General features: G+C 73.5%; 21 protein-coding genes and 1 pseudogene. 8 read left to right on the forward strand and 14 right to left on the reverse strand.

What is annotated here, in order from left to right; all coding sequences use genetic code 11:
- Nucleotides 1-35 precede the first annotated feature (35 nt).
- The 4 genes from IF19_RS0124720 to IF19_RS0124735 all read right to left on the reverse strand — a co-directional run bounded on the left by IF19_RS0124720 (nt 36) and on the right by IF19_RS0124735 (nt 4553).
- Nucleotides 36-797 carry a DeoR/GlpR family DNA-binding transcription regulator gene (locus tag IF19_RS0124720; protein WP_030118551.1) on the reverse strand — a complete coding sequence of 254 codons (762 nt, stop codon included), beginning with the start codon at nt 795-797 and terminating at the stop codon, nt 36-38.
- Nucleotides 798-1073: 276 nt separating this feature from the next.
- A complete protein-coding gene (locus IF19_RS0124725; RefSeq protein WP_030276959.1) occupies nt 1074-2168 on the reverse strand; it encodes a Rieske 2Fe-2S domain-containing protein in 1095 nt (364 codons plus the stop codon).
- A gap of 142 nt (nt 2169-2310) precedes the next feature.
- Nucleotides 2311-3210 carry a TIGR03620 family F420-dependent LLM class oxidoreductase gene (locus IF19_RS0124730; RefSeq protein ID WP_030276962.1) on the reverse strand — a complete coding sequence of 300 codons (900 nt, stop codon included), beginning with the start codon at nt 3208-3210 and terminating at the stop codon, nt 2311-2313.
- 140 nt (nt 3211-3350) lie between these two features.
- The gene (locus IF19_RS0124735) at nt 3351-4553 is read right to left on the reverse strand and encodes an erythromycin esterase family protein (protein ID WP_030118554.1); all 1203 of its coding nucleotides are present in this window, start codon (nt 4551-4553) and stop codon (nt 3351-3353) included.
- A 58-nt stretch (nt 4554-4611) separates the two neighbouring features.
- On the opposite strand from IF19_RS0124735, the gene IF19_RS0124740 reads away from it, so the two are divergent.
- Nucleotides 4612-5376, forward strand: a complete 765-nt coding sequence (locus tag IF19_RS0124740; RefSeq protein WP_030118555.1) for a TioE family transcriptional regulator — start codon at nt 4612-4614, stop codon at nt 5374-5376.
- A gap of 48 nt (nt 5377-5424) precedes the next feature.
- Here the strand turns inward: IF19_RS0124740 and IF19_RS0124745 are convergent, their stop codons facing one another.
- The 3 genes from IF19_RS0124745 to IF19_RS0124755 form a co-directional block, all read right to left on the reverse strand.
- On the reverse strand, nt 5425-7083 hold the full coding sequence (locus tag IF19_RS0124745; protein WP_030118556.1) for an acyl-CoA dehydrogenase family protein: 1659 nt from the start codon (nt 7081-7083) through the stop codon (nt 5425-5427).
- 57 nt (nt 7084-7140) lie between these two features.
- On the reverse strand, nt 7141-7746 hold the full coding sequence (locus IF19_RS1000000137130) for a TetR/AcrR family transcriptional regulator (protein WP_030121396.1): 606 nt from the start codon (nt 7744-7746) through the stop codon (nt 7141-7143).
- A gap of 152 nt (nt 7747-7898) precedes the next feature.
- On the reverse strand, nt 7899-8666 hold the full coding sequence (locus IF19_RS0124755) for a dienelactone hydrolase family protein (protein WP_030118559.1): 768 nt from the start codon (nt 8664-8666) through the stop codon (nt 7899-7901).
- A gap of 221 nt (nt 8667-8887) precedes the next feature.
- On the opposite strand from IF19_RS0124755, the gene IF19_RS0124760 reads away from it, so the two are divergent.
- Both IF19_RS0124760 and IF19_RS0124765 read left to right on the forward strand, forming a co-directional pair.
- Complete coding sequence (locus IF19_RS0124760; RefSeq protein ID WP_030118560.1) at nt 8888-9814, forward strand: acetoacetate decarboxylase family protein; 927 nt, start codon at nt 8888-8890, stop codon at nt 9812-9814.
- 19 nt (nt 9815-9833) lie between these two features.
- On the forward strand, nt 9834-11429 hold the full coding sequence (locus IF19_RS0124765) for a succinic semialdehyde dehydrogenase (protein ID WP_030118561.1): 1596 nt from the start codon (nt 9834-9836) through the stop codon (nt 11427-11429).
- A 48-nt stretch (nt 11430-11477) separates the two neighbouring features.
- On the opposite strand, the pseudogene IF19_RS1000000136450 reads toward IF19_RS0124765, so the two are convergent.
- Together IF19_RS1000000136450 and IF19_RS0124780 are read right to left on the reverse strand one after the other, a co-directional pair.
- Nucleotides 11478-12429: pseudogene (locus IF19_RS1000000136450) on the reverse strand (alpha/beta hydrolase); the annotation flags it as partial.
- Between the two features lie 471 nt (nt 12430-12900).
- A complete protein-coding gene (locus tag IF19_RS0124780) occupies nt 12901-13788 on the reverse strand; it encodes a bile acid:sodium symporter family protein (RefSeq protein ID WP_030118562.1) in 888 nt (295 codons plus the stop codon).
- Between the two features lie 629 nt (nt 13789-14417).
- Between IF19_RS0124780 and IF19_RS0124785 the strand changes: the two genes are divergently transcribed.
- Nucleotides 14418-15335 (forward strand): NAD-dependent epimerase/dehydratase family protein, encoded by a 918-nt coding sequence (locus IF19_RS0124785; protein WP_030118563.1) that lies wholly within the window; start codon nt 14418-14420, stop codon nt 15333-15335.
- A gap of 64 nt (nt 15336-15399) precedes the next feature.
- Here the strand turns inward: IF19_RS0124785 and IF19_RS0124790 are convergent, their stop codons facing one another.
- A complete protein-coding gene (locus tag IF19_RS0124790) occupies nt 15400-15579 on the reverse strand; it encodes a hypothetical protein (RefSeq protein WP_030118564.1) in 180 nt (59 codons plus the stop codon).
- Between the two features lie 231 nt (nt 15580-15810).
- On the opposite strand from IF19_RS0124790, the gene IF19_RS0124795 reads away from it, so the two are divergent.
- The gene (locus IF19_RS0124795) at nt 15811-16290 is read left to right on the forward strand and encodes an HIT family protein (RefSeq protein WP_030118565.1); all 480 of its coding nucleotides are present in this window, start codon (nt 15811-15813) and stop codon (nt 16288-16290) included.
- 171 nt (nt 16291-16461) lie between these two features.
- On the opposite strand, the gene IF19_RS0124800 is transcribed toward IF19_RS0124795, so the two are convergent.
- Nucleotides 16462-17898 (reverse strand): MFS transporter, encoded by a 1437-nt coding sequence (locus tag IF19_RS0124800; protein WP_030118566.1) that lies wholly within the window; start codon nt 17896-17898, stop codon nt 16462-16464.
- A gap of 158 nt (nt 17899-18056) precedes the next feature.
- Here IF19_RS0124800 and IF19_RS0124805 point away from each other — a divergent pair, with 158 nt between their 5' ends.
- Complete coding sequence (locus IF19_RS0124805; protein WP_050492915.1) at nt 18057-18884, forward strand: AraC family transcriptional regulator; 828 nt, start codon at nt 18057-18059, stop codon at nt 18882-18884.
- Between the two features lie 40 nt (nt 18885-18924).
- On the forward strand, nt 18925-20178 hold the full coding sequence (locus IF19_RS0124810) for a DUF6357 family protein (protein WP_030118568.1): 1254 nt from the start codon (nt 18925-18927) through the stop codon (nt 20176-20178).
- A 64-nt stretch (nt 20179-20242) separates the two neighbouring features.
- Here IF19_RS0124810 and IF19_RS0124815 read toward each other — a convergent pair whose 3' ends face one another.
- From IF19_RS0124815 to IF19_RS0124825, 3 genes are all read right to left on the reverse strand, one after another.
- The gene (locus IF19_RS0124815) at nt 20243-20827 is read right to left on the reverse strand and encodes an N-acetylmuramoyl-L-alanine amidase (RefSeq protein ID WP_030118569.1); all 585 of its coding nucleotides are present in this window, start codon (nt 20825-20827) and stop codon (nt 20243-20245) included.
- 247 nt (nt 20828-21074) lie between these two features.
- Nucleotides 21075-22451: an SWF or SNF family helicase gene (locus tag IF19_RS0124820; RefSeq protein WP_030118570.1), complete on the reverse strand. Its 1377-nt coding sequence runs from the start codon at nt 22449-22451 to the stop codon at nt 21075-21077.
- Nucleotides 22448-25396, reverse strand: coding sequence for a DEAD/DEAH box helicase (locus IF19_RS0124825; protein WP_030276964.1), 2949 nt, complete (start codon nt 25394-25396; stop codon nt 22448-22450). The genes IF19_RS0124820 and IF19_RS0124825 overlap by 4 nt, the downstream gene beginning before the upstream one ends.
- 193 nt (nt 25397-25589) lie before the next feature.
- Here IF19_RS0124825 and IF19_RS0124830 point away from each other — a divergent pair, with 193 nt between their 5' ends.
- Complete coding sequence (locus IF19_RS0124830) at nt 25590-25772, forward strand: hypothetical protein (RefSeq protein ID WP_030118573.1); 183 nt, start codon at nt 25590-25592, stop codon at nt 25770-25772.
- The last annotated feature ends 4 nt before the right edge of the window (nt 25773-25776 follow it).

The raw sequence follows: 25776 nt of genomic DNA on the forward strand, positions 1-25776 counted from the left end.
GGCCGTACGGGCGGGGGAGCGCCCGGGGGATGCGGTCAGACGCGGATGACCTGGGGGCCGAGGAGGGAGTACCGCTGGGCCTCGGCCGAGGAGAGCCCGGCGTCGGTGACGATCGCCTCGAAGTCGGCCACCCCGGCGAAGCGGCAGAAGCTCACCGCCCCGAACTTGCTGTGGATCCCGGCGAAGATCCGCCGCCGTGAACTGCGCAGCGCCTGCGCCTTCACCTCGGCGACGGCGGGATCCGGGGTGGTGAGCCCGTACTCGCGGGAGATGCCGTTGGCCCCGAGGAACGCGAGGTCGATGACGAAGTCCGCGAGCATCCGGGAGGCCCAGTGATCGACGGTCGCCATCGTCGAACCGCGCACCCGGCCGCCCAGCAGGAGCACCGAGGTCTTCTCGACCCCGGCGAGGGAGGTGGCGACGGCCAGGGACGCGGTGACCACGGTCAGCGGCCGGTCCTGGGGAAGGGCTTCGGCGACGAGCTGCGGGGTGAAGCCCTCGTCGACGAAGACCGTCTCGGCGTCGCCGAGCAGATCGGCGGCCGCGGCCGCGATCCGGGACTTCTGGGGGACGTTGCGCGTGGTGCGGACCGCGAGCGTCGTCTCGAAGCCGGCCGACTCCACCGGGTAGGCGCCGCCGTGGGTGCGGCGGACGAGCCCGTGCTCCTCCAGGACGTGCAGATCGCGCCGGACGGTCTCCTTGGCCACCTGGAACAGTTCGGCGAGGGCGTTCACACCGACGGAGCCCTCCCGCCGGGCGGTGTCAAGAATTCCCCGACGGCGTTCCTCGGTGTCCACGTCGCACTTCCCCGGTCGCTGCTGGCCCGTTGCGGGCAGAGCCCGCATGTCCGTTCGGGCTCGTGTGTCGTTTGTACAAGCAGTGCCGGGGCTACGACCAGCCACCTCACCCTGTCCCCTCGGCCCGTTCCTGCCCGTTTCCCGGGGGCGGCGCTGCTGGTCATGCCCGGTACGGCCCCCGATCCGGTCCTTCGAACCGCCCGAATAGGCGCGAGGGCTGCCCGAACGGCGCCCGAAGTGCGCGATCCCGGCCTCCGGGAGGAGGCCGGGGCCGGCTCAGGAGAGCACGGTGCTGCCCTCGTCCTCGCCGCGACGGCGGCGGGACGCGACGTTCCTGCCGGGCGGCTCGGGATAGAACCGCTCGGCCCAGCGCCGGAACGGCCCGATCGGCCCGTCCCCGGCGGCCAGCCGGGGCGGCTGCTGGTACTGCTTGTGGTGCCAGATCGGGAAGTCGGCGGCGGTGAACTCGCAACTGGACCGGAAGACGGGGCGCTCCAGGAGCCGGGCCGCGGTACGGCTGACGATCCGGGCGACCCCCGGCGGCAGCCCGCCCGGCTCGTCGAAAGCGAGGCGGTTGAGCTGACGGAACTGCATCCGGTTCGGGCCGATCGCGCTCGGCATGACCATCGTGCACATCCGAAGGCCGAAGCGCGGCGTGTGCACATCGGCGTGCAGGCAGCCCAGTCCGTATCCGGTCACCTTCACGTCGACGGTGAAGTCACCCACCAGGGGCGCTGTCTCGTGGGCCCGCATGGCGACCCGGAACGTCGCGTCGTCGTAGGCCACGGGCCCGTCGATCTCGGCCTTCGCCCAGCCGTGCAGGGTGGCGAAGTGCCCGAGGTCCACCGCGTTCTCGATGACCTCCTGGACGTTGCCCGCCAGCTCCCACGCGGCCGTGCGCGCGGGCCGGTGTCCGATCTCGTGCCACCGGGGGACGAACCAGTCCGGCTCCCGGCCCTCGTGGTGTTGCCAGACGAAGACGGCTCCGTTGACCTCGTGGACGGGCAGATGCGTCAGCCGGGACCGGGGAGGCTCCGTGCCGTATCCCGTCCGCACACAGGCGCCGTCGGGTCCGAACGAGAAGAAGTGGAAGGGGCAGGTGAGATCCTCCCCCTCGACCTTCGCCAGACCGAGATGCGCCCCCAGATGCGGGCAGTACGGCCGGACGGCGCGGAGCCTCCCGTCTTCGGTGCGGTACAGCACCACGTCCTGTCCGGCGAGCGGCCTGGTGAGCACGGCGCCCGGCCGCAGCTCGTGCGAGAAGGCCGTCGCGGACCAGCCGCTCGGATACGGCAGGGCGGGAGCGCCCGCCGCGTCGCACGGTGTCGGACCCTCACTGATGGCGCGCCGGTACTCACGTGACACTCCCATGCGTCCCCTCCACGATCGGTCGTACGGAGGCTGCCCAGGGCCCGCCCTCGAACCTCCCGGTACCGCGCGCATCACCCGAAGGGAAGGCGAGGCACGAGGCGTTGACGGGGCGGACGGAGCGGGACCGCGTGGGCCCGGGAGTTCAGAGGCGGTCGCCGAACGCCTCGGCCAGCGCCCGCCACTCCGCGCGCGGCAGGCCCCCGCCGCCCTCCTCGGCGGTGAGGACCTGCAGGGCGACGTGGTCCGCCCCGGCGTCCAGGTACTCCTGGGTCCGGCGCACCACCTGCGCGGCGTCGCCCAGGGCGAAGAGCGCGTCGAGCAGCCGGAGGCTCCCGCCGCCTGCGAAGTCGCCCTCGGTGAACCCCAGGCGCAGCAGGTTGGCGGTGTAGTTCGGCAGTCCGAGGTACATCTCCAGCATCGTCCGCGCGGTGGTGCGGGCCCGGTCGGGATCGGTGTCCAGCACCACGGTCAGCTCGGGCGCGAGCACCGCGTCGGGGCCGAGCGCCTCGCGGGCCTCGGCCGTGTGCTCGGCGGTGACGAGGTAGGGGTGCGCCCCCAGCGCCCGGCCGGCGGCGAGCCGGAGCATCTTCGGCCCGAGGGCCGCCAGGACCCGGTGGCGGGCGCCGGTGGACGGGTCGGCCGCGTCGAGCGCGTCGAGGTACTCCACCATCGCGCTGTACGGCTTCGCGTACTGCGGCACCATCGGGCCGTGGCTGACCCCCAGACCGAGGACGAAGCGGCGGCGCTCCTGCGGACCGAGCGCCGCGACTACCGCCGCCACCTCCTCCGCCGAGTGGTTCCAGATGCTCAGGATGCCGGTGGCGACCGTGAGCGAGCGGGTGGCGGCCACGACGGCGGCGGCGTCGGCGGGCGTCGGACTGCCCCCGATCCAGACGGTGCCGAATCCCAGGCCGTCGAGTTCGGCGAGCGCGTCCGTGATCGCCCTCCGTCCCGCGTCGTCCACGCGCGACGCGTGCAGCGCGCCGCTCCAGATCCCCACGCGTCCGAAGGTCCCGCCCGTTCCCGAAGTCTCAGAAGTCATGGTGTGATCAACAACGCCCCGCCCCGCCTATTCCTGACCGGGCGGAGAATCACCCGCCCGGTCGCGCGGCCCGGGCGGTACGGAACCGGCCGGGGGCGGCTCCCCCGGACCGGGGAGCACGCTCGGACCGCGGAACACGCTCAGCTCTCCGGTAGGTCCCTCATGAACACGACGCCGTCGATCCGGGCCAGATGCGCCGGGTCGAGCGGGGCGTAGCCGAAGTACGGGGAGGTGCGCGGCCCGGGGCCGGGAGAGCCGAGCGCGGCGGCCAGACCGGCCCCGCCCACCAGGCAGCTCTCCGCCCCGTGCCCGTACAGGGCCCCCTCCAGGGTGTCCGGCGGGGGAGCGCCCACCCCCTGGTGCCGCAGCGTGCCGAAGGCGGTCGCCAGGAACCCGTACGCCTCGCCCAGCCGGGCGTCGACCAGGGAGCCCGCGCTCCACCACTCCAGCCGCTCCCCGCCCATCCGCATCGAGCTGATGTCCCGCTGGAGGTGGGCGTTGTGGGCGTGCGCCAGGACCGGGCCGCGCTCGGCGAGGGCGAGGAGGTTCTCCGCCATCATCAGGTCGCGCAGCCCCGACAACCGCGCCAGCCGGTTCGGCGACGCGTCGGCCATCCCGTGGTGGTACCGCAGCAGGCCGACGGCGGATCGGGCGTACAGACGCACCCGGTCGAACGTCTCCCGGGGGACGACGGTGAGCAGGTGCGGCGTCCAGGCGTCGAGCAGCGCCACCGACTCGTCGGCGAGCAGCCGCAGTTCCCGTGCCTCGGCCGACCGCCCGCACGACGCGGACGGATCCAGCATCGCGGCGGGGTCGGTCCACCGGTCGTCGGGGCCGAGCAGGCGGTCCAGGGTCTCGTCGGCGCAGGGGAGGAGGCCCGCGTCCACATGGTCGGCGAGGCAGCGGTGGAGCGCGGTGAGGGCCCTGCGGGGGCTCGCGGCGTACGCCATCTCCAGCGGACCGTCGAAACCGGCGAACCGGACCCGGTCGGACGCGGGGCGGCCGTCGTTGAACGCGCGCATCCAACGCACCAGTTCACGGTTGGCCGCCGAGGCCCCGAGACCGTGGCTGAACCCGCGCTCCAGCGCCTCGTCGAGGCTGCCGGCGCCCGTCGTCACGTAGTCGTCCACGAGCAGTCCCGCCACGGCGTCGCTCTCCACGGCGACGGTCCGGTAGCCGTCCCGCTCGACCAGTTCACGGAAGAGGGCGTTGCGCAGCCGCAGCGGAGCGTCCACCCCATGGGTGGGTTCGCCGAGGGCCAGGATCCGGGGCGGGGCGGCGAACAGCTCCCTGACGGAGGCCGCCTCGACGGTACGAGCGATGTCCTTGATGTCGTTGGGCATGGCTTCAACCGTATCGTTGAACCCTCGGTGGAAACTTTGCCGCGAAAGGCGCGCTGCCATGGGGAAGAACCCTCAAACGACCGGACGGCTCCGGCCCGTCGATCTGGCCCGTCGGCACGAGCTGTCGACGCAGGCCGTCAGGAACTACGAGGCGGCGGGGATCCTGCCGGAGGCCGGGCGCACGTCCCACGGCTACCGCACCTACACACCGCTGCACGCGCACGCCCTGGACGCGTTCCTCGCGCTGCTCCCGGGCCATGGGCACGCGACGGCGACGTCGATCATGCGGGCCGTGAACCGGGCCGAACCGGAGGAGGCGTTCCGTCTCGTCGACGAGAGCCACGCCCAACTCCTCCAGGACCGGCGGACGCTGCGAGCCGTCGAAGACGCCCTGCGCGACCTGGGGTCCACCACTCCGTCCCCGGCCGACGAAGGAACGGGCCCCGGCGGCGAGGGGATGTTCGTGGGGCCGCTGGCCCGCGAACTCGGGATCAGACCCGCCACCCTCAGGAAGTGGGAGCGGGCCGGGATCGTGACTCCACGCCGCGACCCGGGCACCGGGTACCGGGTGTACGCGGCGGCCGACGTACGGGACGCACGCCTGGCCCACCAGCTCCGGCGCGGCGGCTACCGGCTGGACCGGATCGCCCTGCTGACCGCCCACGTGCGGGAGGCCGGCGGTCCGGAGCCGCTGGCCGCCGTCCTGGGCGACTGGCACGCCCGGCTGACCGCTCGCGGGCGCGCGATGCTGGCCGGTGCCGCCGCGCTGCACGCCTACCTCGACCAGCGCGACGCACCGGACCGGCGGGCGGACACCGGCTGAGCGGTGCGGCGAGCCGGAGACCGCACAGGAGAGGCCGCACCGCCCCGGTCAGACCGGCGTTCGCTCCAACAGAGCGGCGAAGTCCGTGCCCGGCGGCAGGGTGCCGAAGGCGAGCCCCTGGTCACCGGCGAGACGGGACGCGCAGAACGCGTCGGCCACCGCGTTTGGCGCGTGACGCACCAGGAGCGAGCCCTGGAGCACGAGGGCGGCCCGCTCGACGACCCGGCGGGCCCGCACCTGCGCGTCCTCCGGGCGGCTCAGCTCCGCCCGCAGCTCCCGCCAGGCCGCGTCGAGCCGGGCATCCGCTCCGGCGGCCGCCTCGATCTCGGAGCGCAGCGCTTCGAGCGACTCGGGCTCACGCGTCAACGCCCGCAGCATGTCGAGGGCGTTGACGTTGCCGGAGCCCTCCCAGATGCCGTTGAGCGGAGCCTCGCGGTAGAGCCGGGGCATGCCGGACGCCTCGTCGTACCCGTTGCCGCCCAGGCACTCCAACGCCTCGGCCACCGCCACGGGCTGACGCTTGCACACCCAGTACTTCCCGATCGCGGTGGCCAGACGCAGGAACGCGCGTTCCCCGGCGTCGCCCCGGTGCGCCCGGTCGGCGGCCCCCGCCAGGCGCAGCGCCAGCGTCGAGGCCGCCTCCGACTCCAGCGACAGATCCGCCAGGACGTTGCGCATCAGCGGCTGGTCGACGAGCAGGGCGCCGAACACGGAACGGTGACGGGCGTGGTGCACCGCCTGGGCGAGCGCGGCCCGGATGCCGCCCGCCGAACCGAGCACGCAGTCGAGCCGGGTCATCGTCACCATGTCGATGATGGTCCGCACCCCTCTGCCCTCGTCACCGACGAGCCAGGCCACGGTGTCGTCGAACTCGGGCTCGCTGGAGGCGTTGGACCGGTTGCCGAGCTTGTCCTTGAGCCGCTGGATCCGGAAGGTGTTGCGGCTTCCGTCCGGCAGCACGCGCGGCACGAGGAAGCAGGACAGACCGGCCGGCGACTGGGCCAGCACCAGGAACAGATCGTTCATCGGCGCGCTCGTGAACCACTTGTGGCCGCGCAGCCGCCATGTTCCGTCCGGCTGTTCGACCGCGGTCGTCGTGTTGGCGCGTACATCGGTGCCGCCCTGCTTCTCCGTCATGCCCATCCCGGCGAGCAGCCCCCGCTTGGCGGTCGGCGTCCGCAGTCCCGGCTCGTACACCCGGCCGGTCAGCAACGGCTCGTACGTCTTGGCGAGGTCGGGCGACCGGCGCAGCGCCGGGACGACGGCGTACGTCATGGAGACCGGGCACAGGTGCCCCTGTTCCAGGGCCGTGGCCAGCATGAAGCCGCCGGCCCGGGCGACATGGGCGCCCGGACGCCCGTCGGCCCAGGCCGCGCCCGCGAGCCCGGCCCCGACCGAGGCGTCCATCAACGCGTGGTAGGCCGGGTGGAACTCGACCTCGTCGACGCGGTGGCCGAAGCGGTCGTGGGTGCGCAGCTCGGGCTCGTGGCGGTTGGCCTGGTCGGCCCAGCGCTGCGCCTCCTCGCCGCCCGCGTACCGGCCGAAGCGGTGCAGCTCGTCCACGTGCCACCCGGCGCCCTCGCGCCGCACCCCTTCGAGCAGGACCGCGTCGTCGGCCACGTCGTGGCCGGTGAGCGGGGGCGGCTGGTTCGTCACCTCGTGGGTCACGGCGGTCGGACGGCTGCGCGGCGTTTCGGGTGCGGTCATCGGATCTCCTCCGGGGCGGCGGGACGTCGTGCTGCGGACACGCGTGCGGTACGGGTCTCAGGGGGTGGCGCCCGCGCAGCGCAGCGCCACGGCGGTGAGGCGGGCCACGAGCAGGTCCACGTCGTGCGCGGCCGACGTGCCGAGCGGGTACACGAGGACCTCGCCGACGGCGCCGGTGAGGGCGGCCGCGGTGGTCTCCGGGTGCTGGGCGGGCAGTACGCCGGCGGTGACGCCCTCCTCGATCACCTCGGCGAAGAGCGTCCGGTAGCGGCGCCGGAAGGCGAGGCGTTCCGCGCCGACCGCGGGCTCGACGGGGGCGGCGAGCAGGGCGTGGGCCAGACCGTGGTTCTCCAGGGCGCGGCGGGCGAACACGTCCACGCCCCGGCGCAGCCGCTCGACGGCGTCGCCGTCGCCCGCCAGCACCTCACCCAGCACCTCCACCTCGCGCCGGGCGGCGCGCCGGAAGACCTCGACGGCGAGCGCGGACTTGGAGGGGAAGTGCTGGTAGACCGAGCCGGCGGCGATCCCGGCCGCGTCGGCGACGGCCGACACGGACGCCTGCGCCCAGCCCGCCTCCGCCACGACCTCGGTGGCGCGGACGACGAGATGTTCCCGGGCGGCTTCGAGCCGGCGCACCTCGGCCGGGGTCTTGCGGTAGGCCATGCAAGAAGTGAACCACCATTCAGACCATCGCGCCATGGTCCCGGCGCGAGGTGACGCCGTGGCCCGTCGGGCCACGGCGACCGGTGGGCGGGCCGGGCCGTGGGGCTGGCGGTCTCCCGCCGGGGCGGGCCAGGCCCGTGAGCGAGGGGCGATCAGTGCCCTGTGCCGGCGTGTTCGTCCGTGCCGCGCCCCGGGCTCTCGGTCACGGGCAGGCACTCGGCGAGCAGGTCCACGACATCGCGCCAGGCCCGCCGCGCGTGCCGCGGGTGGTGCCCGACGCCGGCGACCACGGGGTGGTCGACCGGCGGGTGGTGGAAGGCGTGCAGGGCGCCGCCGTAGACCGTGAGCCGCCAGTCGACGCCCGCCGCCCGCATCTCGGCGGTGAACGCGTCCCGTCGCGCGGGCGGCATGATCGGGTCCTCCGACCCGACCCCGGCCCACACCGGGCAGCGGATGCGGGCCGCCTCGCCCGGCCGGCCCGTGGTGGTCGCGTTGACCGTCCCGATCGCGCGCAGGCCGACGCCGGCGCGCCCGAGTTCCAGGCCGATCGCGCCCCCGGTCCCGTAACCGATGGCGGCGATCCGGTCGGGGTCGGTCCGCGGTTCGGCGCACAGCGCGTCGAGCGCCGCACCGCCGATCTCCCGCATGCGGTCGGGGTCGTCGAGCAGCGGCAGGCACCGGGCCAGCATCTCCTCGGGGTCGCCCAGATAGCGACCGCCGTGGAGGTCGAAGGCCAGCGCCACGTACCCCAGTTCGGCGAGCGCCTCGGCCCGGCGGCGTTCCACGTCGCCGAGCCCCATGCCCTCCGGCCCCACCAGTACCGCGGGCCGGGGGCCGGTACCGGCAGGGAGGGCGAGGTGCCCGACCATCGTCAAACCGTCGGCCGGGTACTCGACCGTGCGTGTGGTCACCGTCGTCATCGTCCTCATGGGGTCGGACTGTAGTGAGCGCCCGGCCCTGCCCGGCTGTCGTTCCGCCACTGGCGGAACGGCGGTGACATCCGGACGGCGGCCCCTGCCCGGGGGCGGTCGAGGCCCCGCCCCGCTCGCGCCGCCGACGGGACGCCGCCCGTTGTTGAGGGTGCTCACATCGCCCTCTATGGTCATGTGTGCATCGCTTACATGAAAGTGGGGAATCCGTCATGCCATCGCCGCGGAACAGCAACGACGCCGTCAAGGTCGATCTGGGAGGCCGCGAGGTCCTGGTTCCCGAAGGCGGTCTGTACGACCGGTTCCGGATGGCCCCCGATCTCGACGAGATCGCCCGTGACCCGCGCGTCAGCGGCGTGGACTTCTTCCGGCGGCAGCCGAAGACGAGGGTCGACTCGCCGATCGGGCCGACCCTGACCCCGAACTTCTACTACACGATCTCGACGGCACGACTGACCATGCTGGCGCCCTCGCGCGCGATCCGCGCCCGGCTGCCGCGGGAGCTGGCGCCGCTGGAAGCGGCGCCGGGGCTGGGCCTGGTGTCGGTGATGTTCTTCCGGTACGACGTCTGCGACATCGACTTCTACACCGAGGCCGCCGTCGGGATCGCCGTACGCCCGGCCCGGCACGGGAAGCTCGGCTTCCTCGACCTGGTCACCGGGCTCAAGAACGAGCACCTCCACTCGTACGTGCTGTCGCTGCCGGTCAGCTCGCAGATCGCGCAGGTGCGCGGCCACGACGGCTACGGCTTCCCGAAATGGGTCACCGGCCTGGACGTCGGCATCGACGACCGGCGCACCACCGCCCGGGTGGCCGACGACGCCGGCGGCGTGGACCTGGCGCTGTCGGCGCCCACCCCGCCCCAGCGGGCCTACCACAGCGGTGAACGGGTCGGCTCGCTCACCTCCTACACCACGATCGACGGCGCCTGGCACGCGACGCTGAACCAGACGAACGTGCTCAACGCCGGTACCACCCGCGCCACCCGCGGCATCGCACTTCAGCTCGGCGAGGGTCGCATGTCCGACGACCTGCGGTCGCTGAGGCCGAAGCGGACGATCCAGTTCGACGTGATGACCGAGGGGCAGGCGGCGCTGCACATGCCGGTGCCCACCTCGGTCGACAGCCGCGTCAAGTAAGCAGCGAAGGAGCCCCGTCATGGCCACCATCCACGCCGAGAGCAAGGCCGTCCGCGGTCCGGACCTGCCCGCCACCATCACCCCGGCGCTCCTCGGGCGGCTGGCCGCCCTGGTCGCGGCCGCCCCCGGCGCCGAGCGGACCACCACCACCGCCCCCTATACCGGCCTCCCGCTGGCCGACCTCCCCGTCTCCACCCCCGACGACGTGGACGAGGCGTTCGCCCGCGCCCGGGTCGCGCAGCGGGGATGGGCGGCGACGCCGGTGCGGGAGCGCAAGCGGATCCTGCTCCGCTACCACGACCTGGTCCTGGCCCGCCGGAACGAGGTCCTGGACCTGATGCAGGCCGAGAACGGCAAGACCCGCCGCGACGCCTTCCTCGAAGTCGTCGACATCGGGATCGTCTCCCGCTACTACGCCCGCACCGCCGAGAAGTACCTCCGGCCCAAGCGGCGCCGGGGCGCGATCCCGCTGCTCACCCGCACCACCGAACTGCGCCACCCGAAGGGCGTCGTCACGGTCGTCTCGCCGTGGAACTACCCGCTCAGCATGGCCGCCAGTGACACCGTCGCCGCCCTCATGGCCGGCAACGCCGTCGTGCAGAAGCCCGACACCCAGACCGCGCTGACCGCCCTGTGGTCCATGGATCTCCTGCGCGAGGCCGGACTCCCCGAGGACGTGTGGCAGATGGTGATCGGGCGGGGCAGCTCGATCGGCGGTGCGCTGATGGACAACGCCGACTACATGATGTTCACCGGCTCCACGGCCACCGGCCGTCACATCGCCGCCGACGCCGGCCGCCGCCTGATCGGGGCCTCCCTCGAACTCGGCGGCAAGAACCCCATGATCGTCCTCGACGACGCCGACATCGACGAGGCCGCCGCCGGAGCCGTCGCCGCCTGCTTCCCCTCCGCCGGGCAGCTCTGCGTCTCCGTCGAACGCCTCTACGTCCCCGAGTCCCTGCGCGACGACTTCATCGCCGCGTTCGTCGCCCGCACCCGGGAACTCGCCATCGGGGGCGCGTACGACTACAGCATGGACGTCGGCAGCCTCACCACCCCCGCCCAGCTCGCCACTGTCACCGACCACGTGAACGACGCCGTCGCCAAGGGCGCCACGGTTCTCGCCGGAGGCCGTCCGCGTCCCGACCTCGGCCCGCTCTTCCACGAGCCGACGATCCTCACCGACGTCACGCCCGACATGACGCTCCACTCCCACGAGACCTTCGGCCCCGTCGTCTCCGTCCACACCTACCGGGACGACGAGGAGGCCATCGCCCTGGCCGACGCCACCCCGTACGGGCTCAACGCCAGCGTCTGGTCCCGCAGCGGTGCCTGCGGCCGGGCCGTCGCCGCCCGCGTCCACGCCGGGACCGTCAACGTCAACGAGGCGTTCGCCGCCGCCTGGGGCAGCGTCGACGCGCCCATGGGCGGCATGGGCGACTCCGGCCTCGGCCGCCGCCACGGCGCCGACGGCATCCTCAAGTACACCGAACCCCAGACCGTCGCCCACCAGCGCCTCCAGGGCTTCACCCCGCCCCCGGGCATCAGCCCCGAGACCTGGGCCACGCTCCTCACCGGCTCCATCAAGCTCCTGAAAGCCATCGGCGCCCGCTGAACGACCACCCTCCGGGCCCGCCGGGCGCCCGGCACACGCGGGCCCGGACCTGAGCGCGTCCACGGCGAGGGTCCGCGCCACGTTGGCGGCACGGGTGTCCCGCAGGCTGTCCAGGAGGAGGAAGTCGTGGACCATGCCGGCCACCCGCACCGACGTGACGTCCACACCGGCCTCCCGCAGCTTGTTGGCGTACATCTCCCCCTCGTCGCGCAGGACGTCCGCCTCGTCGGTGATGACGAGGGTGGTGGGCAGCCCCTTCAACTGGTCGAGGGTGGCCCGCAGCGGCGAGGCGTAGACCTCGGTCCGCTGCGCGGGGTCGCTGGTGTAGGCGTCCCAGAACCACTTCATGCCGTCGCGGGTGAGGTAGTAGCCCTCGGCGAACTGGAGGTAGGACGGGGTGTCGAAGTCGGCGTCGGCCACCGGGTACAGCAGGACCTGCGCCTTGAGGTCGATCCCCGCGCGCTCCTTGTTCATGAGGGCGAAGACGGCCGACATGCAGCCGCCGACCGATTCGCCGGTGACGGCGATCCGCGAGGTGTCCAGGCCGTGTTCCGCGCCGTGTTCGAGGACCCACTGGCCCACGGCGTAGTTCTGCTCGACCTGGGTGGGGTACTTCGCCTCGGGGGCCCGGTCGTAGACCGGGAAGACCCCGGCCGCGTCCGCGCCGACGGCGAGTTCGCGGAAGAGGCGGTCGTGGGTCTTGTCGTCGCCGAAGACCCAGCCGGCGCCGTGGATGTAGAACACCACCGGCAGCGGCCCCGCAGCGCCCTTCGGACGGATGATGCGGGTGGGGACGGTGCCCCAGGCGCCCGCGTCCACGTCGACCCACTCCTCGTCGACCTCGGGGCGGGGGACACTCGCGTCGCTCTGCAGGCCGAGCAGGATGTCCCGGCCCTTCTCCGGCGGGACCTCGTAGATCCGGGGATGCGGATCCGTCGCCTCGCACAGCTCTTTCGCCGCGGGTTCCAGATAGGGGGATCGGAGGGGGAAGGTCAGTCATGTCCGCTCCCTGTCGCGGGCACACGGGTGCCCGGTTCGCGCGGCCGGACGGCCGGTCGCCGCCGGTGCGTGCACCTGCCGTACGGACGGACGGTCCGCCCGCGCCGGGCAGGCGCGCCACGCATTCCTCCATCGTTCGAGGCCGCCCCGTCCTCCGCAACCCGGTCACCGGCCGCCGGCGTCGTTTCGGGAAGCGCCCGGCGGCCTCCGCACCCGGGACGCGCCGCCCGGGGACGGGGCGGTACGCCGACGGGTCAGCCGCACGAAGCCGCTGCCGGGCCGGCGCACCCCGCTGCAGCGCCCCGGCTCGCGACGGCCTCCACCCCGTCGGGAGCACGGGGCCTCACGCGGTCCCGTCCCGGTCGAGGACCGCCTCACCCCGGTACGGTCCACCCGCCCGGCGACCGGCTGCCGGGCCGGTGGAGAGGGAGGCGGGCCGTGGGGCGCCGCCCGCCCGGAAGCCGCCGAGCGGTCAGACGACCGGGGCGGGTTCTTCGGCGGTGCGGGCTCCCCGGGCCATCAGCACCCCCGCCAGCGCCGCCACCGGGTACATGAGCACCCCGTAGACGGCGGCGGGCACCGCCAGCCCGACGCTGCCGAGCACGCTGATCGCGAGGGTCATCGCGACGGCGCTGTTGTGCACGCCGATCTCCATCGAGCAGGCGATCGACTGCTGCTCGCCGAGCTTCAGCAGACGCGGCGCGGCGTACCCGAGGGCGAGGCTCGCCACGCAGAACGCCAGTGCCGCCGGTCCCACGTCCACGAGATAGCCGACGATGGAGTCCCGCTCGGCCACCAGCGCCCCGAGGATCACGGCGACGAGGACGACGACCGACAGCAGCCGCACCGGACGGTCCATGCGCCGGGCGAAGACCTCCGAACGGCGGCGCACCGCCATGCCGATCACCACGGGCACGAGCACCAGGGCGAACACCTGGAGCACCTTCCCGAACTGCAGCCCCAGACCGTCCTGGCCGATGTCCGGCTCGAAGTGCCGCAGGGCGAGGTTGGTGATGACGGGCAGCGTCACGATGGCCAGCACCGCGTTGACCGCGGTGAGCGTGACGTTCAGCGCCACGTCGCCGCCGAACAGGTGGCTGAAGAGGTTCGCCGTCGTGCCGCCGGGCGACGCGGCCAGCAGCATCATGCCGACGGCGAGTACGGGGGAGAGGCCGAAGGCGACGACCAGCCCCAGGCACACGACGGGCAGCAGCAGGAGTTGGCAGACCATGGCCACGACGACGGCGCGGGGATGACGCCGGACCCGGCAGAAGTCGTCGACGGTCAGGGACAGCCCGAGGCCGAACATGATGACGGCGAGGGCGAGCGGGAGAAAGACGGTGGTGAGAGGCGTGTCCATGCGCGGCTTCGTCTCCAGGGGCGGGTGTGGCGCGAAGGGCGGGGCGGAAGGACGGGGGGTGCGGCGCACCGGCGGGGCGGCCGTACGGCCCGCGCGGCCGGGCGCCGACCGTTCCGCGCACAGTAGGGGCCCGCGTGAGCACTGTCAACATTGAGGTGGCGCCTCGCTTCCCGCCGCCTGCGGGGTCTGTTGGGGGTGGGTGTGTCCGCCACCCTCGCGCGCCGCCGTCGGCCCGTCGCGTCGCCGTGCGTGCGCCGTATGCCGGGGCAACGATGGACGTGCCGGGACGGCCGGACCCGGGTCGCGTGCATGGTGATCGACGAGGGGGACCTCTCCATGTGAGCATTGCCAACATTCTGGTGTACGGTGGGTGTCCCGGGCCCCGTCGGGCAGTGAGAACGGAAGCGGCGGCCGTGAGAGACCTCCGGGCCGACGCCGCTCGCGGGCTCGACGAGGCGGCACGGGAGCGCGACCGGGAGCGGACACGCCGCGTCGCGACAAAAGTCGCTGACGACGGAAGCGGCCGCCCGCCGGACGCCTTCGCGGCCCGGCCCGCGTCGTTCTCGCGGGACCGCGGACCCGTACACGCCCCACGGGCGTCAAGCAGACACGAGAGAGTGATACACCCCATGCACACCGTTCTGGGCGCCAACGGGCCGATCGGCGAGGAGCTCGCCAAGGAGCTGTACCGCACCTTCACGCGGGACATCCGCCTGGTCAGCCGCAACCCCGCGAAGGTCCACGACACCGATCAGCTCGTCAAGGCCGACCTAACGGATCCCGAGGCCGCCGCACGGGCCGTCGAGGGCAGCGAGGTCGCCTACCTCACCGTGGGCCTGCCCATGGACTCGGAACTGTGGGAGCGGCAGTTCCCCGTGATGATGCGCAATGTCATCGACGCCTGCGCGACGTACGGCACCAAGCTCGTCTTCTTCGACAACACGTACATGTACCCCGGCACCACCACCCCGCAGACCGAGTCGACACGCTTCGAGCCGAACGGCCGCAAGGGCCGGGTGCGCGCGGAGATCGCGAACACGCTGCTGGCCGCGATGGCGGCCGGCACGGTGGACGCCGTGATCTGCCGCGCGCCGGAGTTCTACGGTCCCGGCAAGACCAAGAGCCTGACGAACTCGCTCGTCTTCGACCGGATCAAGGCGGGCAAGAGGCCCTTCGTCCCCGTCAGCGCGAAGACCGTCCGATCGCTCATCTGGACGCCCGACGCGAGCCGGGCGATGGCTCTGATCGGTAACACCCCCGACGCCTACGGGCAGACCTGGCACCTGCCCGTCGACCCCCACCGGCTGACCTACGCCGAACTGATCGGGGTGGCCGAGGAGGTCACCGGCCGCCGGATCCCGTACACGGTGCTGCCCCTGGCTGTCTTCACCGTCGGAGGCCGCTTCGTCGGACCGCTCGGAGAGGTCGAGGAACTGCTGCCGCGCTACCGGGGCGACAACGTCTTCGACAGCTCCGCGTTCACCAGGCGCTTTCCGGACTTCGCCGTCACCTCCTACCGCGAGGGCGTCACCGAGATCCTCGCCTGAACTCCACGGCGGAACGCGCGGCGGCCCGGCCCCCACACGGTGGGACCGGGCCGCCGCGGGTGTCTCAGCGCCTGCGCGACCCGCCGATCCGGGTGCCTGCCCCCACCCCCGCCACGTGCAGGGCGAGAAGCATCAGTCCGAGCAGCATCACATTGCCGGACGCGAAGACGTCGTTGGTCGAGATGTCGGCCGCGTTGATGAGGAACGCGATGAAGAACAGGACAGCAGCGGCTATACCCAACATGGGAGTTGCTCCTTCCGAGCGGTGCATCCCGTGTGCCCGGCATCGGCGCGCGTAGACCCACGACGCGGACCGGAGCGGCGGCCGCGGGCAGCGGGCGCCGGGTGCCGCCGCGAAGCGCGGAGTGCCGGGCGCACCGGCGGGCCCCTGCGACCGGGGCCGGGCGCGCGTGGCGGACCCGATGGCGGAACCGGTCGACGGTGGGGTGAACGCGAGTGTGTAGCGTTCGCCGCCATGAGCGATGACTGGCGGACGGACCGAATCGGAAGCGCGTTGAGAGGGGAGAACCCCGCTGTCCTGCGGCGCCTGGAAGCAGGCTTCGCCGTGATCGGGGACGTGCAGTTCCTGCCCGGGTACTCGGTCCTGCTCACCGACGACCCGGGGGCGCGGCGTCTCTCCGATCTGCCGAGGCGGAGACGGTCGGCCTACCTGGCCGACATGGATCGACTGGGGGAGGCCGTCGAGCGGGCGTGCCGACGCCTCGACCCGGCCTTCCGGCGGGTGAACCTGGAGATCCTCGGCAATACCGACGGCTTTCTCCACGCGCACGTGTGGCCGAGGTACGCGTGGGAGCCGGCCGACCTCGTGTGCATGCCGGTGTGGCTCTACCCGCGCGAGCGGTGGACCGACGAGCGGTTCGCGCTGAAACCGCGGCACGACGTCGTGCGAGAGGCGATCGGAGAGGAACTGGACCTGCTGGCCACCGCCGAGTAGCCCCCGACGTCCGGAGACTCCGTCGATCCTCACCGGGCGGGCCGGCGCGGGGCGTTGAGGGAGGCTCGGCGCGGGGCGTTGAGGCAGGCCGTGCGCTGACGGCACCACGTGCCCCCCGTCTCCGCGTACGACCGTACGGCCTTGTCGGGTTCCCGCGCCGGTCGGGTCTTCTCAGACGTCCGGCGTGCCTTCCGGTGGGCGGGCCCTCCCGAGCAAGGCGGCTATGACGGCGGCGCCGAGCGCGACGAGGACGGCGGCGACGACGAGCGCGAAGGAGAAGCCTTCCGTCGCGGCGTACTGGGAGCCCTCCACGGTCAGCCCGTCGCGGCGGCGCGTGGCCAGGGCGACGAGCACGGCGACCCCCACGGCGCCGCCGATCTGCTGAACCGAGCTCAGGACCGCCGAGCCCAGCCCGGCGTTCTCCTCGGTGGTGCCCGTGAGCGCCGCGACGGTCAGGGCGGGCAGACTCAGGCCGCACCCGATGCTCGTGACGAGCATGCCGGGCAGGACCCCGGAAGCGTAGCCGTCGTCCGGGGCCACGCCGGACAGCAGCAGCAGCCCGGCCGCGGTGATCAGGAACGACATGACCAGCGCCGGCCGCATGCCGAGCCGGGCCACCGCGCGGGAGGAGAGCCACATGCCCGCCAGGATGCCGGCGCCGTACGGCAGGTAGGCGAGTCCGGCCGCGAGCGGGCGGTACCCCAGCACGGTCTGCAGGTGCACCATCAGCAGGAAGGCCATCGCGTACATGGCGGCGGAGAACAGCAGGGTCGCCCCGTTGGCGACGGCGCGGAACCGGAAGGAGAGGAACGACAACGGCACCAGCGGCTCGGCGGCGCGCGCTTCGACCGCGACGAAGGCGATGGCCAGGACCACGGCGAGAACCAGGGGCCCGGCAGCGGTCGCGTCCCCCCAGCTCGACTCACCGGCCCGGAGCAGCCCGTACACCAGGGCCACCAGGGCGCCGGTGCCCAGTACCGCCCCTGGTACGTCGAGGCGCACCGCGCGCCCGGCCCGGCTCTCGGGTACCAGGCGCGGGAGCAGGACCACAGCCGCCAGGGCCACAGGCAGGTTGATCAGGAAGATCCAGCGCCAGGACGCGAGGCCGGTCAGGGCGCCTGAGATCACCAGGCCCGTCGTGCCGCCCAGAGCCGCGATCCCGCCCCAGATCCCGAACGCCCTGGCGCGCTCCGCTGAGCCCGGGAAGAGAAGCGCGATCAGCGCCAGCGCGGCCGGGCTCGCCATCGCCGAGCCCGCCCCCTGGACGAAGCGCCCGGCCACGAGCTGCCAGGGCTCCTGCGCGAGCCCGCAGACCAGACTCGCCGCGCCGAACAGGGCCACACCGGTCAGGAAGACGCGCCTGCGGCCCAGCAGGTCGGCCATGCGGCCGAACAGCAGCAACAGCCCGCCGAAGGCGAGGAAGTAGGCGTTGACGACCCAGGCCAGGCCCGCGGCGCCGAAGCCGAGGTCGTCGCGCATGCTGGGGAGCGCGACACTCACCACGTTGTCGTCCAGGACGAGCATGAACTGCACGAAACAGAGCACCACCAGGGCCGCCCCGCGGCGGCCGACGGCATCGGCCCCGGCCGTGGTCGCTACCGACGTCATGCTGAGCGCCCCTTCCTCGTGAGCGGTCCGTTCACACTGCGACAGCGCCCGTGGCGCCGGTGGTTGATCGGCATGGGACGACGCTATGCACCCGCCGTTCCGGCCGCGATGCGCTACGGGGCCACGTCGTAGCGCATGGGGGACATAGGCTGGGAGCCATGACCGATGCCTTCGTGGGAGACGTCCCGGCCGGAGTGGGCGCCATCGTCGTCGGCACCTTTCCGTTGGCGTCCGGGCAGTGGTTCGTCCCGCACAGCCACCCGCAGCACCAGTTGGCCTGGGCGCGGCGCGGTGTCCTCGGCGTCGCCGTCGACGAGTCCTCCTGGGTCCTGCCACGGACACGGGCGCTGTGGCTGCCCGCGGGAGTCGTGCACCGAACCGGCGCGACCCGCGACGCGGTGCTGTGCAGCCTCTACTTCGAACCGGACAGGTGCGATCAGGGCTGGACGGAACCCACGCCGGTCGGGGTCGACGGGCTGTTGGCGCACCTGATCGCCTACCTCGGCCACGAGAACCTCCCCGATGACGCGCGACTACGCGCCGAGGCGGTGGTCCTGGACCTGCTGCGCCCTTTGCCGGCCACGCCCATCGATGTGCCGAGCCCCGCCGACGACCGCGTACGCGCCGTGGCCGACGCGCTGCTCGCCGACCCCGCCGACTCCCGGAGCCTCGAAGCACACGCGCGGGGCGTCGGGGTCAGCCGCCGCACGTTGACCCGGCTGTTCGTCCACGACACCGGGATGAACTTCGACCGCTGGCGCACCCATGTGCGGCTGCGTGCCTCCCTTCCCCTCCTCGCCGAGGGCCAGCCCGTCTCCCGGGTCGCGCACGCCGTGGGATACGCGACTGCGAGCGCCTTCCTCGCGGCGTTCCGGCGCACCGTGGGCACGTCCCCGGGCCGCTACCTCAACGGCGACGTTCCGCCGGTTCCTTCACCGCCGTCGTGCACGGAGGCGAGCAACCTCGCGTCCCCCGACGTGACATGACCGTCGGCCGCGGCCTGGCCCGATGAGGGAGACTGGCGACATGAGCGACATCGTGTTCACACGCCGGAGCGGCTGGATCCCGAGCGTGATCCGTGAGGGCGGTGGGTTCAGGCTGTCGCTCGGAGCGGGAGCCGACGCCAACCACGAGCCCCGTACGTTCACGTTTCCCATCGGGGAAGCCCATCTGGAGGTGATCCGGGAGGACCTGGCCCGGCACCTCCTGCTGTGGAGCGCGGTACTTCCGCTGTGCGACGCCGCCGGGACCCGGGGACCACTCGACGAGAACGCCGCCGTCGCACTCCTCGACCCGGTCCTTCTCGGCTCGCCGGCCGACGTCGACGCGTACTTCCGGACCATCAGGTGGAACAGGGGGCAGCTCGTCGCCCACGGAGCCGACACGGGCCTCCTCGACCGCGGCGAGGTCTGCGCGGCGATGCGTACGGCGACGGAGACGGCCGACACCGCACGGGCCCAGGAGCACCACGCCGACCGCCGCCGTGCCGAACGCGGGGTGGTGCTCGGCCCGCTCGACGCCGCTCTGCTGAAGTACACGGGCCAGTACCTGCACGGGGCGACGATTCCGAAGCGGACCCCCGGCGACGTCGATCCCGCGCTGCTTCCCGAAGCCATGCGGGTGGTCGCCACCGCCGAACAGGCGTGTGCCGGACTGCGGATCGGCCGCGACCCGCGACGTGGCAGGCGCGCCACGGACAAGCGTGACTGGCAACGGATGGAGGCGGCCGTCGAAGCGGCTGTGCGCCGGGCGCACCCCGGGCTCGCCGACGACGCGGTACGCACCGTGAGCTTCCTGATGTGCTCGGAGGCGGCGAACCGCTCCAGGGACGTCCCCATGGACGATGACGACCTCGCGGACGGCGGTTCGCCCGAGGGCGCGAGGAAGACGGCCCTGACGTTCACCGACGACAGAGGGGCCGAGAAGAAGTGGGTCGCCGCCGCCGGCGGCACCGCCACCGCGGAGTTCTGGGCCTTCGTCGAGGATCGTTCGCCCGCGGCCGACGAGGTGTTCACCATCGAGGACGAGCAGCGAGGCGAGGGAATCCAGCTCCACTTCTACGCGGACTCCATCGCCCGGATCACGACGGCGCGCGAAGGAGGGGGCGGGGCGGATCCCGCATACCGGGTCGAATACAGCCTGGTCGACGGGATCGGCGGCTACCGGAAACTGGTGAGCGCGTTCGTCCGGGGCGGATGCGCGGCGCTCGACCGGCACGAACCCTGGTTCTCGGACGTCGCCGACTTCGAGCGGGCACGCCGGGAACGCCCTGTCACCTAGCGCGCGGCAGCTGATGCGAGGCACTCTCGCCGGTGCGCCGGGTCCGCCCGGTGGCTCGCGGCGATCAGCCGGCGGCGGCCACGAGCAGGAGATAGCGGTCCCAGTCCCAGAGGACGCCGGGGTCGGTGTGGTCGCTGCCCGGCACCTCGTGGTGGCCCACGATGTGCTCGCGGTCCCGGGGGATGCCGTGACGCGCGCAGATGTCGGCGGTGAGCACGGCGGACCTCCGGTACATGACGTCGGTGAAGAACTCGGGACGGTCCACCCACCCCTCGTGCTCGATGCCGACGCTCCGGGTGTTCCAGTCCCAGTTGCCGGCGTGCCAGGCTATGTCCTTCTCCCGTACGCACTGGGCGACGAGTCCGTCGCCCGAGCGCACCACGTAGTGCGCGGACACCTTCTGGGCCGGGTTGCGGAAGATGCCCGCGGTCGGTGTGAACAACTGCTGGGCGACGTGGATGATCACGCGGTCGACCCGGCGCTCGGAGGGGTGGGACGGCACGGTGTAGTTGGCGGGGTCGGCCGGGGACCAGAAGGCGCTCGCGTAGTCGGTGGCGCTGTCCGGTGCCGCAACGGTCCGCGCGGAGGACGGAAGGAGAGCCGCCGTCACTGTCGCGGCGACGCCTTGGACGATCCTTCTGCGATGCAACGGCGCTCCCGGGGGCGGAGGGTGAGGTGCGGGCCTGCGACGGGGCCGGGACCGGGGGTGGGGCCCGGTAGGAAGATCACCCCGCCGAGACAGATGACGAGCGCACCGGGGCTCCGGTTCCCGACGCGCACGGCCCCTGCCCCGGGCAGCGTGCCGCCGGGCGCGCCCGGCCCCCCCCGCACGCCGGGGGCGCCACCCGCCGAACCCTCCGGGCCGGGCCCCGAGCGAGCCGGGCCCGGCCCGGGCGTCAGACCGGCGCCTCCGCCGTGCTCTCGGCCCCCGCCAGCGCCCCCGCCGGGCTGTCGTCCGCCGGCCCGGCCGGAATCCAGCGGCCGCGCTCCCTGCGGTACGGCCACCACCGCCCGTCCCGGTCCAGCCGGAGCTGCAGGTCGGCCCCCGCCACCGTCCAACGGGCCCGCCCGCTCACCCGCAACGACGGCCGTTCGCCCGCCTCCCACGCCTCGCCGAGCCGGACGCGGGCCCGCTCCAGGTGTTCCGGGTCAGGTGTCCACTCCTCGTCCAGCACCGCGAGCGCCGCGACCCCGCCGTACCGCCAGGCGCGCACGGCCGCGTCCAGCTCCGCCGCCGGCCGACCGGAGGCGGCTGCCAGCAGCGCACCGGTCCGCGCCTCGGGCCGGACGTCCGCCGCCAGCCGCACCGCGTCCTGCGGCGGGGTCAGCTCCACCGGAAGGGGCTGCTCCTCGTGGCCCGGGGCCAGGGCGTCCATCAACAACCGGCGGGCGCGGACCGCACTGTCGGCGGCCAGCACCTCCAGCGCCGCCGGGTCGACCCCCGCCGGAGGCCGCGTCTCCGTGTCCAGCGACGGCCCGAGCCCCGCCTCGCCGGGGACCGGCGGGGGAGCGGGAAGCGGCGGCAGGATCCCGGCCGCGGCGAACGCCTCCCCGGCCGGCACCCCCTGGATCTCCCGCCGCGCGTCGTCGGCGGACGCCCGTGTTCCGCTGTCGGCCGCCCCCGCCGCACGGGCGGCGCTGCGGACCTGGAGCTCGTCCAGCAGCCGCCGTTCGTCACGCCCCCGCATCAGGAGCAGGACGAACGGATCGGCGTCCAGCAGGCGCGCCACCTGGTAGCAGAGCGCACCGGAGTGCGGGCAGTGGTCCCAGGCCCCGCAGGTGCACTCCGGCTCCAGATCCCCGATCCCGGGCAGCAGGTCGACCCCGGCGCCCGCCGCGTCCTCCACCAGATGCGGGGGCATCTCCCGGTCCAGCAGCGCGGCGATGTGCCCGGCCCGGTCCACGGCCATGTCCAGGAACCGGTCCCAGTCGTCCGCGTCCAGCCGCTGGAGCAGGACGTCGCTGCGGTGGGCCGTGCCGTCGCGGTCCCGGACGATCGCGGTGATCCGCCCCGGGCGCACCGATACCGCCCCGACTCCGCCCTGCCGGGCCAACTGGCGTCCCTGCTTGAGCTGCTGGCCGTCCAGCGCCGTGTCCTCCAGGGCCTGGAGCCACGCCCGGCCCCACCAGGACGTCGCGAACCCCCGGCCCCGCGCCGGAGGGAACGCCGCGAACGTACGCTCAGGTCCGCGACGGCCGTCTCCCGCGCCCTCCGCGTCCCCGTCGCCGTACTCCGCCCCGTACCGGCGGTCGTCCTCGTAGTCGTCGCTCATCGTGCGCCCCCTCGCAGCTCGACCAGGTCGGCCAGTTCCGCATCGGTCAGTTCGGTCAGTGCCGCCTCGCCGGAGCCGAGCACCGCGTCCGCGAGCCCCTGCTTACGGGCGAGCATCCCGGCGATCCGGTCCTCGATCGTGCCCTCGGCGATCAGCCGGTGCACCTGCACCGGCTGTGTCTGCCCGATCCGGTAGGCGCGGTCCGTCGCCTGCGCCTCGACCGCCGGGTTCCACCAGCGGTCGAAATGCACGACATGGCCGGCCCGGGTGAGATTGAGCCCGGTCCCCGCCGCCTTGAGGGACAGCAGGAACACCGGAGCCTCGCCCGCCTGGAAGCGGGCCACCATCTCCTCGCGCCGGGCCACCGGCGTACCGCCGTGCAGGAACTGCGTCTCCACCCCGCGCGCCGCCAGGTGCTCCTCCAACAGCCGGGCCATCCGCACGTACTGGGTGAACACGAGCACCGAACCCCGTTCGGCGAGGATCGTGTCGAGCAGCTCGTCCAGCAGCTCGACCTTGCCCGACCGGTCCGCGATCCGCGGCTTCTCCTCCTTGAGGTACTGCGCGGGGTGGTTGCAGATCTGCTTCAGAGCCGTCAGCAGCTTCATCACGAGCCCCCGGCGCTCGAAACCGTCCGCCGCGGAGATCTCCGCCAGCGTCTCGCGGACCACCGCCTCGTACAGTCCGGTCTGCTCCGGCGTCAGCGACACGGCCCGGTCGGTCTCGGTCTTCGGAGGCAGCTCCGGCGCGATGCCCGGGTCCGACTTCCGCCGGCGCAGCAGGAACGGCCGCACCAGCGCGGCGAGCCGCTCGGCCGCGGCCGGATCCTCCCCGCCCTCGACCGCCGTGGCGTACCGCGTACGGAACGTGCCGAGGCGGCCGAGCAGACCGGGCGTCGTCCAGTCCAGGATCGCCCACAGCTCGGTGAGGTTGTTCTCGACCGGGGTGCCGGTGAGGGCGACACGGGCCCGTGAGGGGATCGTGCGCAACTGCTTGGCCGTCGCCGCGTGCGGGTTCTTGACGTGCTGTGCCTCGTCGATGACGACCATGCCCCAGGCCGCGCCGGCGAGCCGGGGCGCGTCGAGCCGCATCGTGCCGTACGTCGTCAGGACGAACTCGCCGTCCGCCAGGCCCTCCAGCGAACGCGATCCGCCGTGGAAGCGGCGGACGGGGGTGCCCGGCGCGAACTTCTCGATCTCCCGCTGCCAGTTGCCCATCAGGGACGTCGGGCACACCACCAGCGTCGGTCCCGCCGCCTCGCGGTCGGTCTGCCGGTGCAGGTGCAGTGCGATGAGGGTGATCGTCTTGCCGAGTCCCATGTCGTCGGCGAGGCAGCCGCCGAGTCCGAGCGACGTCATCGTGTTCAGCCAGTTCAGCCCGCGCAACTGGTAGTCGCGCAGGGTCGCGGTGAGCGCCTCGGGCTGCCCGATCTCCTGCTGACCGGTGGACTCGGGGTCGGCCAGCCGGTCGCGCAGCCGCCGCAGCAGCCCGGTCGCCTCCACCTCGACGCGCCGGCCGTCCACCTCCGTGGAACCGGTCAGCACAGCGCCGAGAGCGTCGATCGGGGTGACCTTGCGGTCCTGGTTCTCCCGCGCCCGGCGCGCCTCCTCCGGGTCGATGAGCACCCACTGGTCGCGCAGCCGCACGATGGGCCGCTTGGACTCGGCGAGCCGCTCCACCTCCTCGCGGGTCAGCGACCTGTCGCCCAGGGCGAACCGCCAGTCGAACGAGAGCAGCGCGTCGGCGGAGAGGAACGACGGCAGGCCCGCGGCCGAACGTCCCCGCGCCCCGGCGCCCTCGCCGTCGTGGCCCTCCGCGTACCGGCCGTCCGGTCCGATCACGGCACGCGCGGTGAGTTTCCGGGCCAGTTCCTTCGGCCAGTGCACCCGTACGCCGACGGCGGCCAGGGCACGGGAGGCGGACCCGAGCAGTTCGGCGATCTCCTCGTCGGCCGGTTCCACCGCATCCGGCACCGCGGCGGAGAGCAGCGGAGCCAGTGGGGGCCAGGCGCGTGCGGCCCGCCGCAGGGTGAGGAGGGCGTCCATCCGGGCCCCGGGCCCGAAGGCCGCGGCGGTCCGCGAAGCCCCCGCCCACACCTCGGCCGCGTCGGCCACCAGGGAGGGATCGCTGACGCTGTGGATCTGGAGCACGGCCCGGAACGAAGGCGCGTCCGCCTCCGCACCGGTCCCCACCGCTCCCCGCCCGTCCCCGGGATGCGCGCCCGCCTCCGCCTCCGTACCGTCGCGCCGGGACCCCACCCCCGACACCTCGATGCGCAACGAGAGCCGCACACCGGCGTCGTGACCGGCCGCCACATCCGCCGCCCAGTCCCGTGCCTCCGGCAGCCGCCGGGGTTCCCGACCGGCGAACGCGGGCCCGCCGGCGACGATCGCGGCAGCAGGCGTACGGGGCATCGCGTCGGCCACCGCGTCGAGGAACGCCCGCAACAGCCGCTCCTGCTCGGGCAGCAGCGGCTCGTCGTCGCCGGGGAGGGGCGTCGCGTGGGCGGCCGGCGGCATCGACGCCGCCAGCTCGCGGAGCCGTTCCAGGTCGTCGCCGCTCAGCGGCCCGATCCGCCAGGCGTCGTGCTCGGCGCCGCTCAGCCCCGGCAGCAGCAGCCCGCGTGCGACGAACTGGAGGCCGAGCAGCGCGGCGGCGCCCCAGAACGCGGTGGCGGGGGAGGCGTGGGCGACGACGCGCGCCCGGGTCAGGACCGGCAGGGCGTCCCGTACGGGAAGCCGCAGTGCCGGAACCGTACGAGGAAGCAGATCGTCCCCGAGTACGGTCAGCTCCGACAGCGCGTCCGGAGCGCCGGGAGGGGTGCTCCCGTCCGTGTGCCAGAACGCGACACCGCCGGTACGGGCCGGGTCCCCGGGGACGAAGACCGCGGAGCAGCGGGACAGTTCGGCGATCTCGGCAGGGGTTGCCACAGGGTGTCTGTGCACGGCGATGTCGAATTCCTCAAATTTGACTAGCGGGCGGAGTCGCCGAGGGTACTCCCTTGCGCGCACCCACGGGGCGCATGGTCGTGTGGTGTGCATCACTTCTCATCGCGCGGAGTGGCCCGGCGGGGAACGCGGACGCGCGGGCGAGCGTTCACAGGACAGAGCGGCGTCGGCCGCGGAGGAGGCATGGACCATGTCGAACGGTGCGAAGGTCGCCATCGGGGGAGTTCTCGCGGCGGCGATCCTGTGGCCCCTGCTCGGATTCTGGTGGGCGCTGCTGATCGTGATCGGGGTGCCCGTGGCGGGCTATCTGCTGCTGGACCCGTCCCAGCGGCGCAGGCTCCGCAGGATCAACCGCAAGCAGATCGGGCGCTGACCGC

Source organism: Streptomyces californicus (assembly GCF_000717645.1).
In the GTDB taxonomy this organism is placed as follows: Bacteria; Actinomycetota; Actinomycetes; order Streptomycetales; family Streptomycetaceae; genus Streptomyces; species Streptomyces californicus.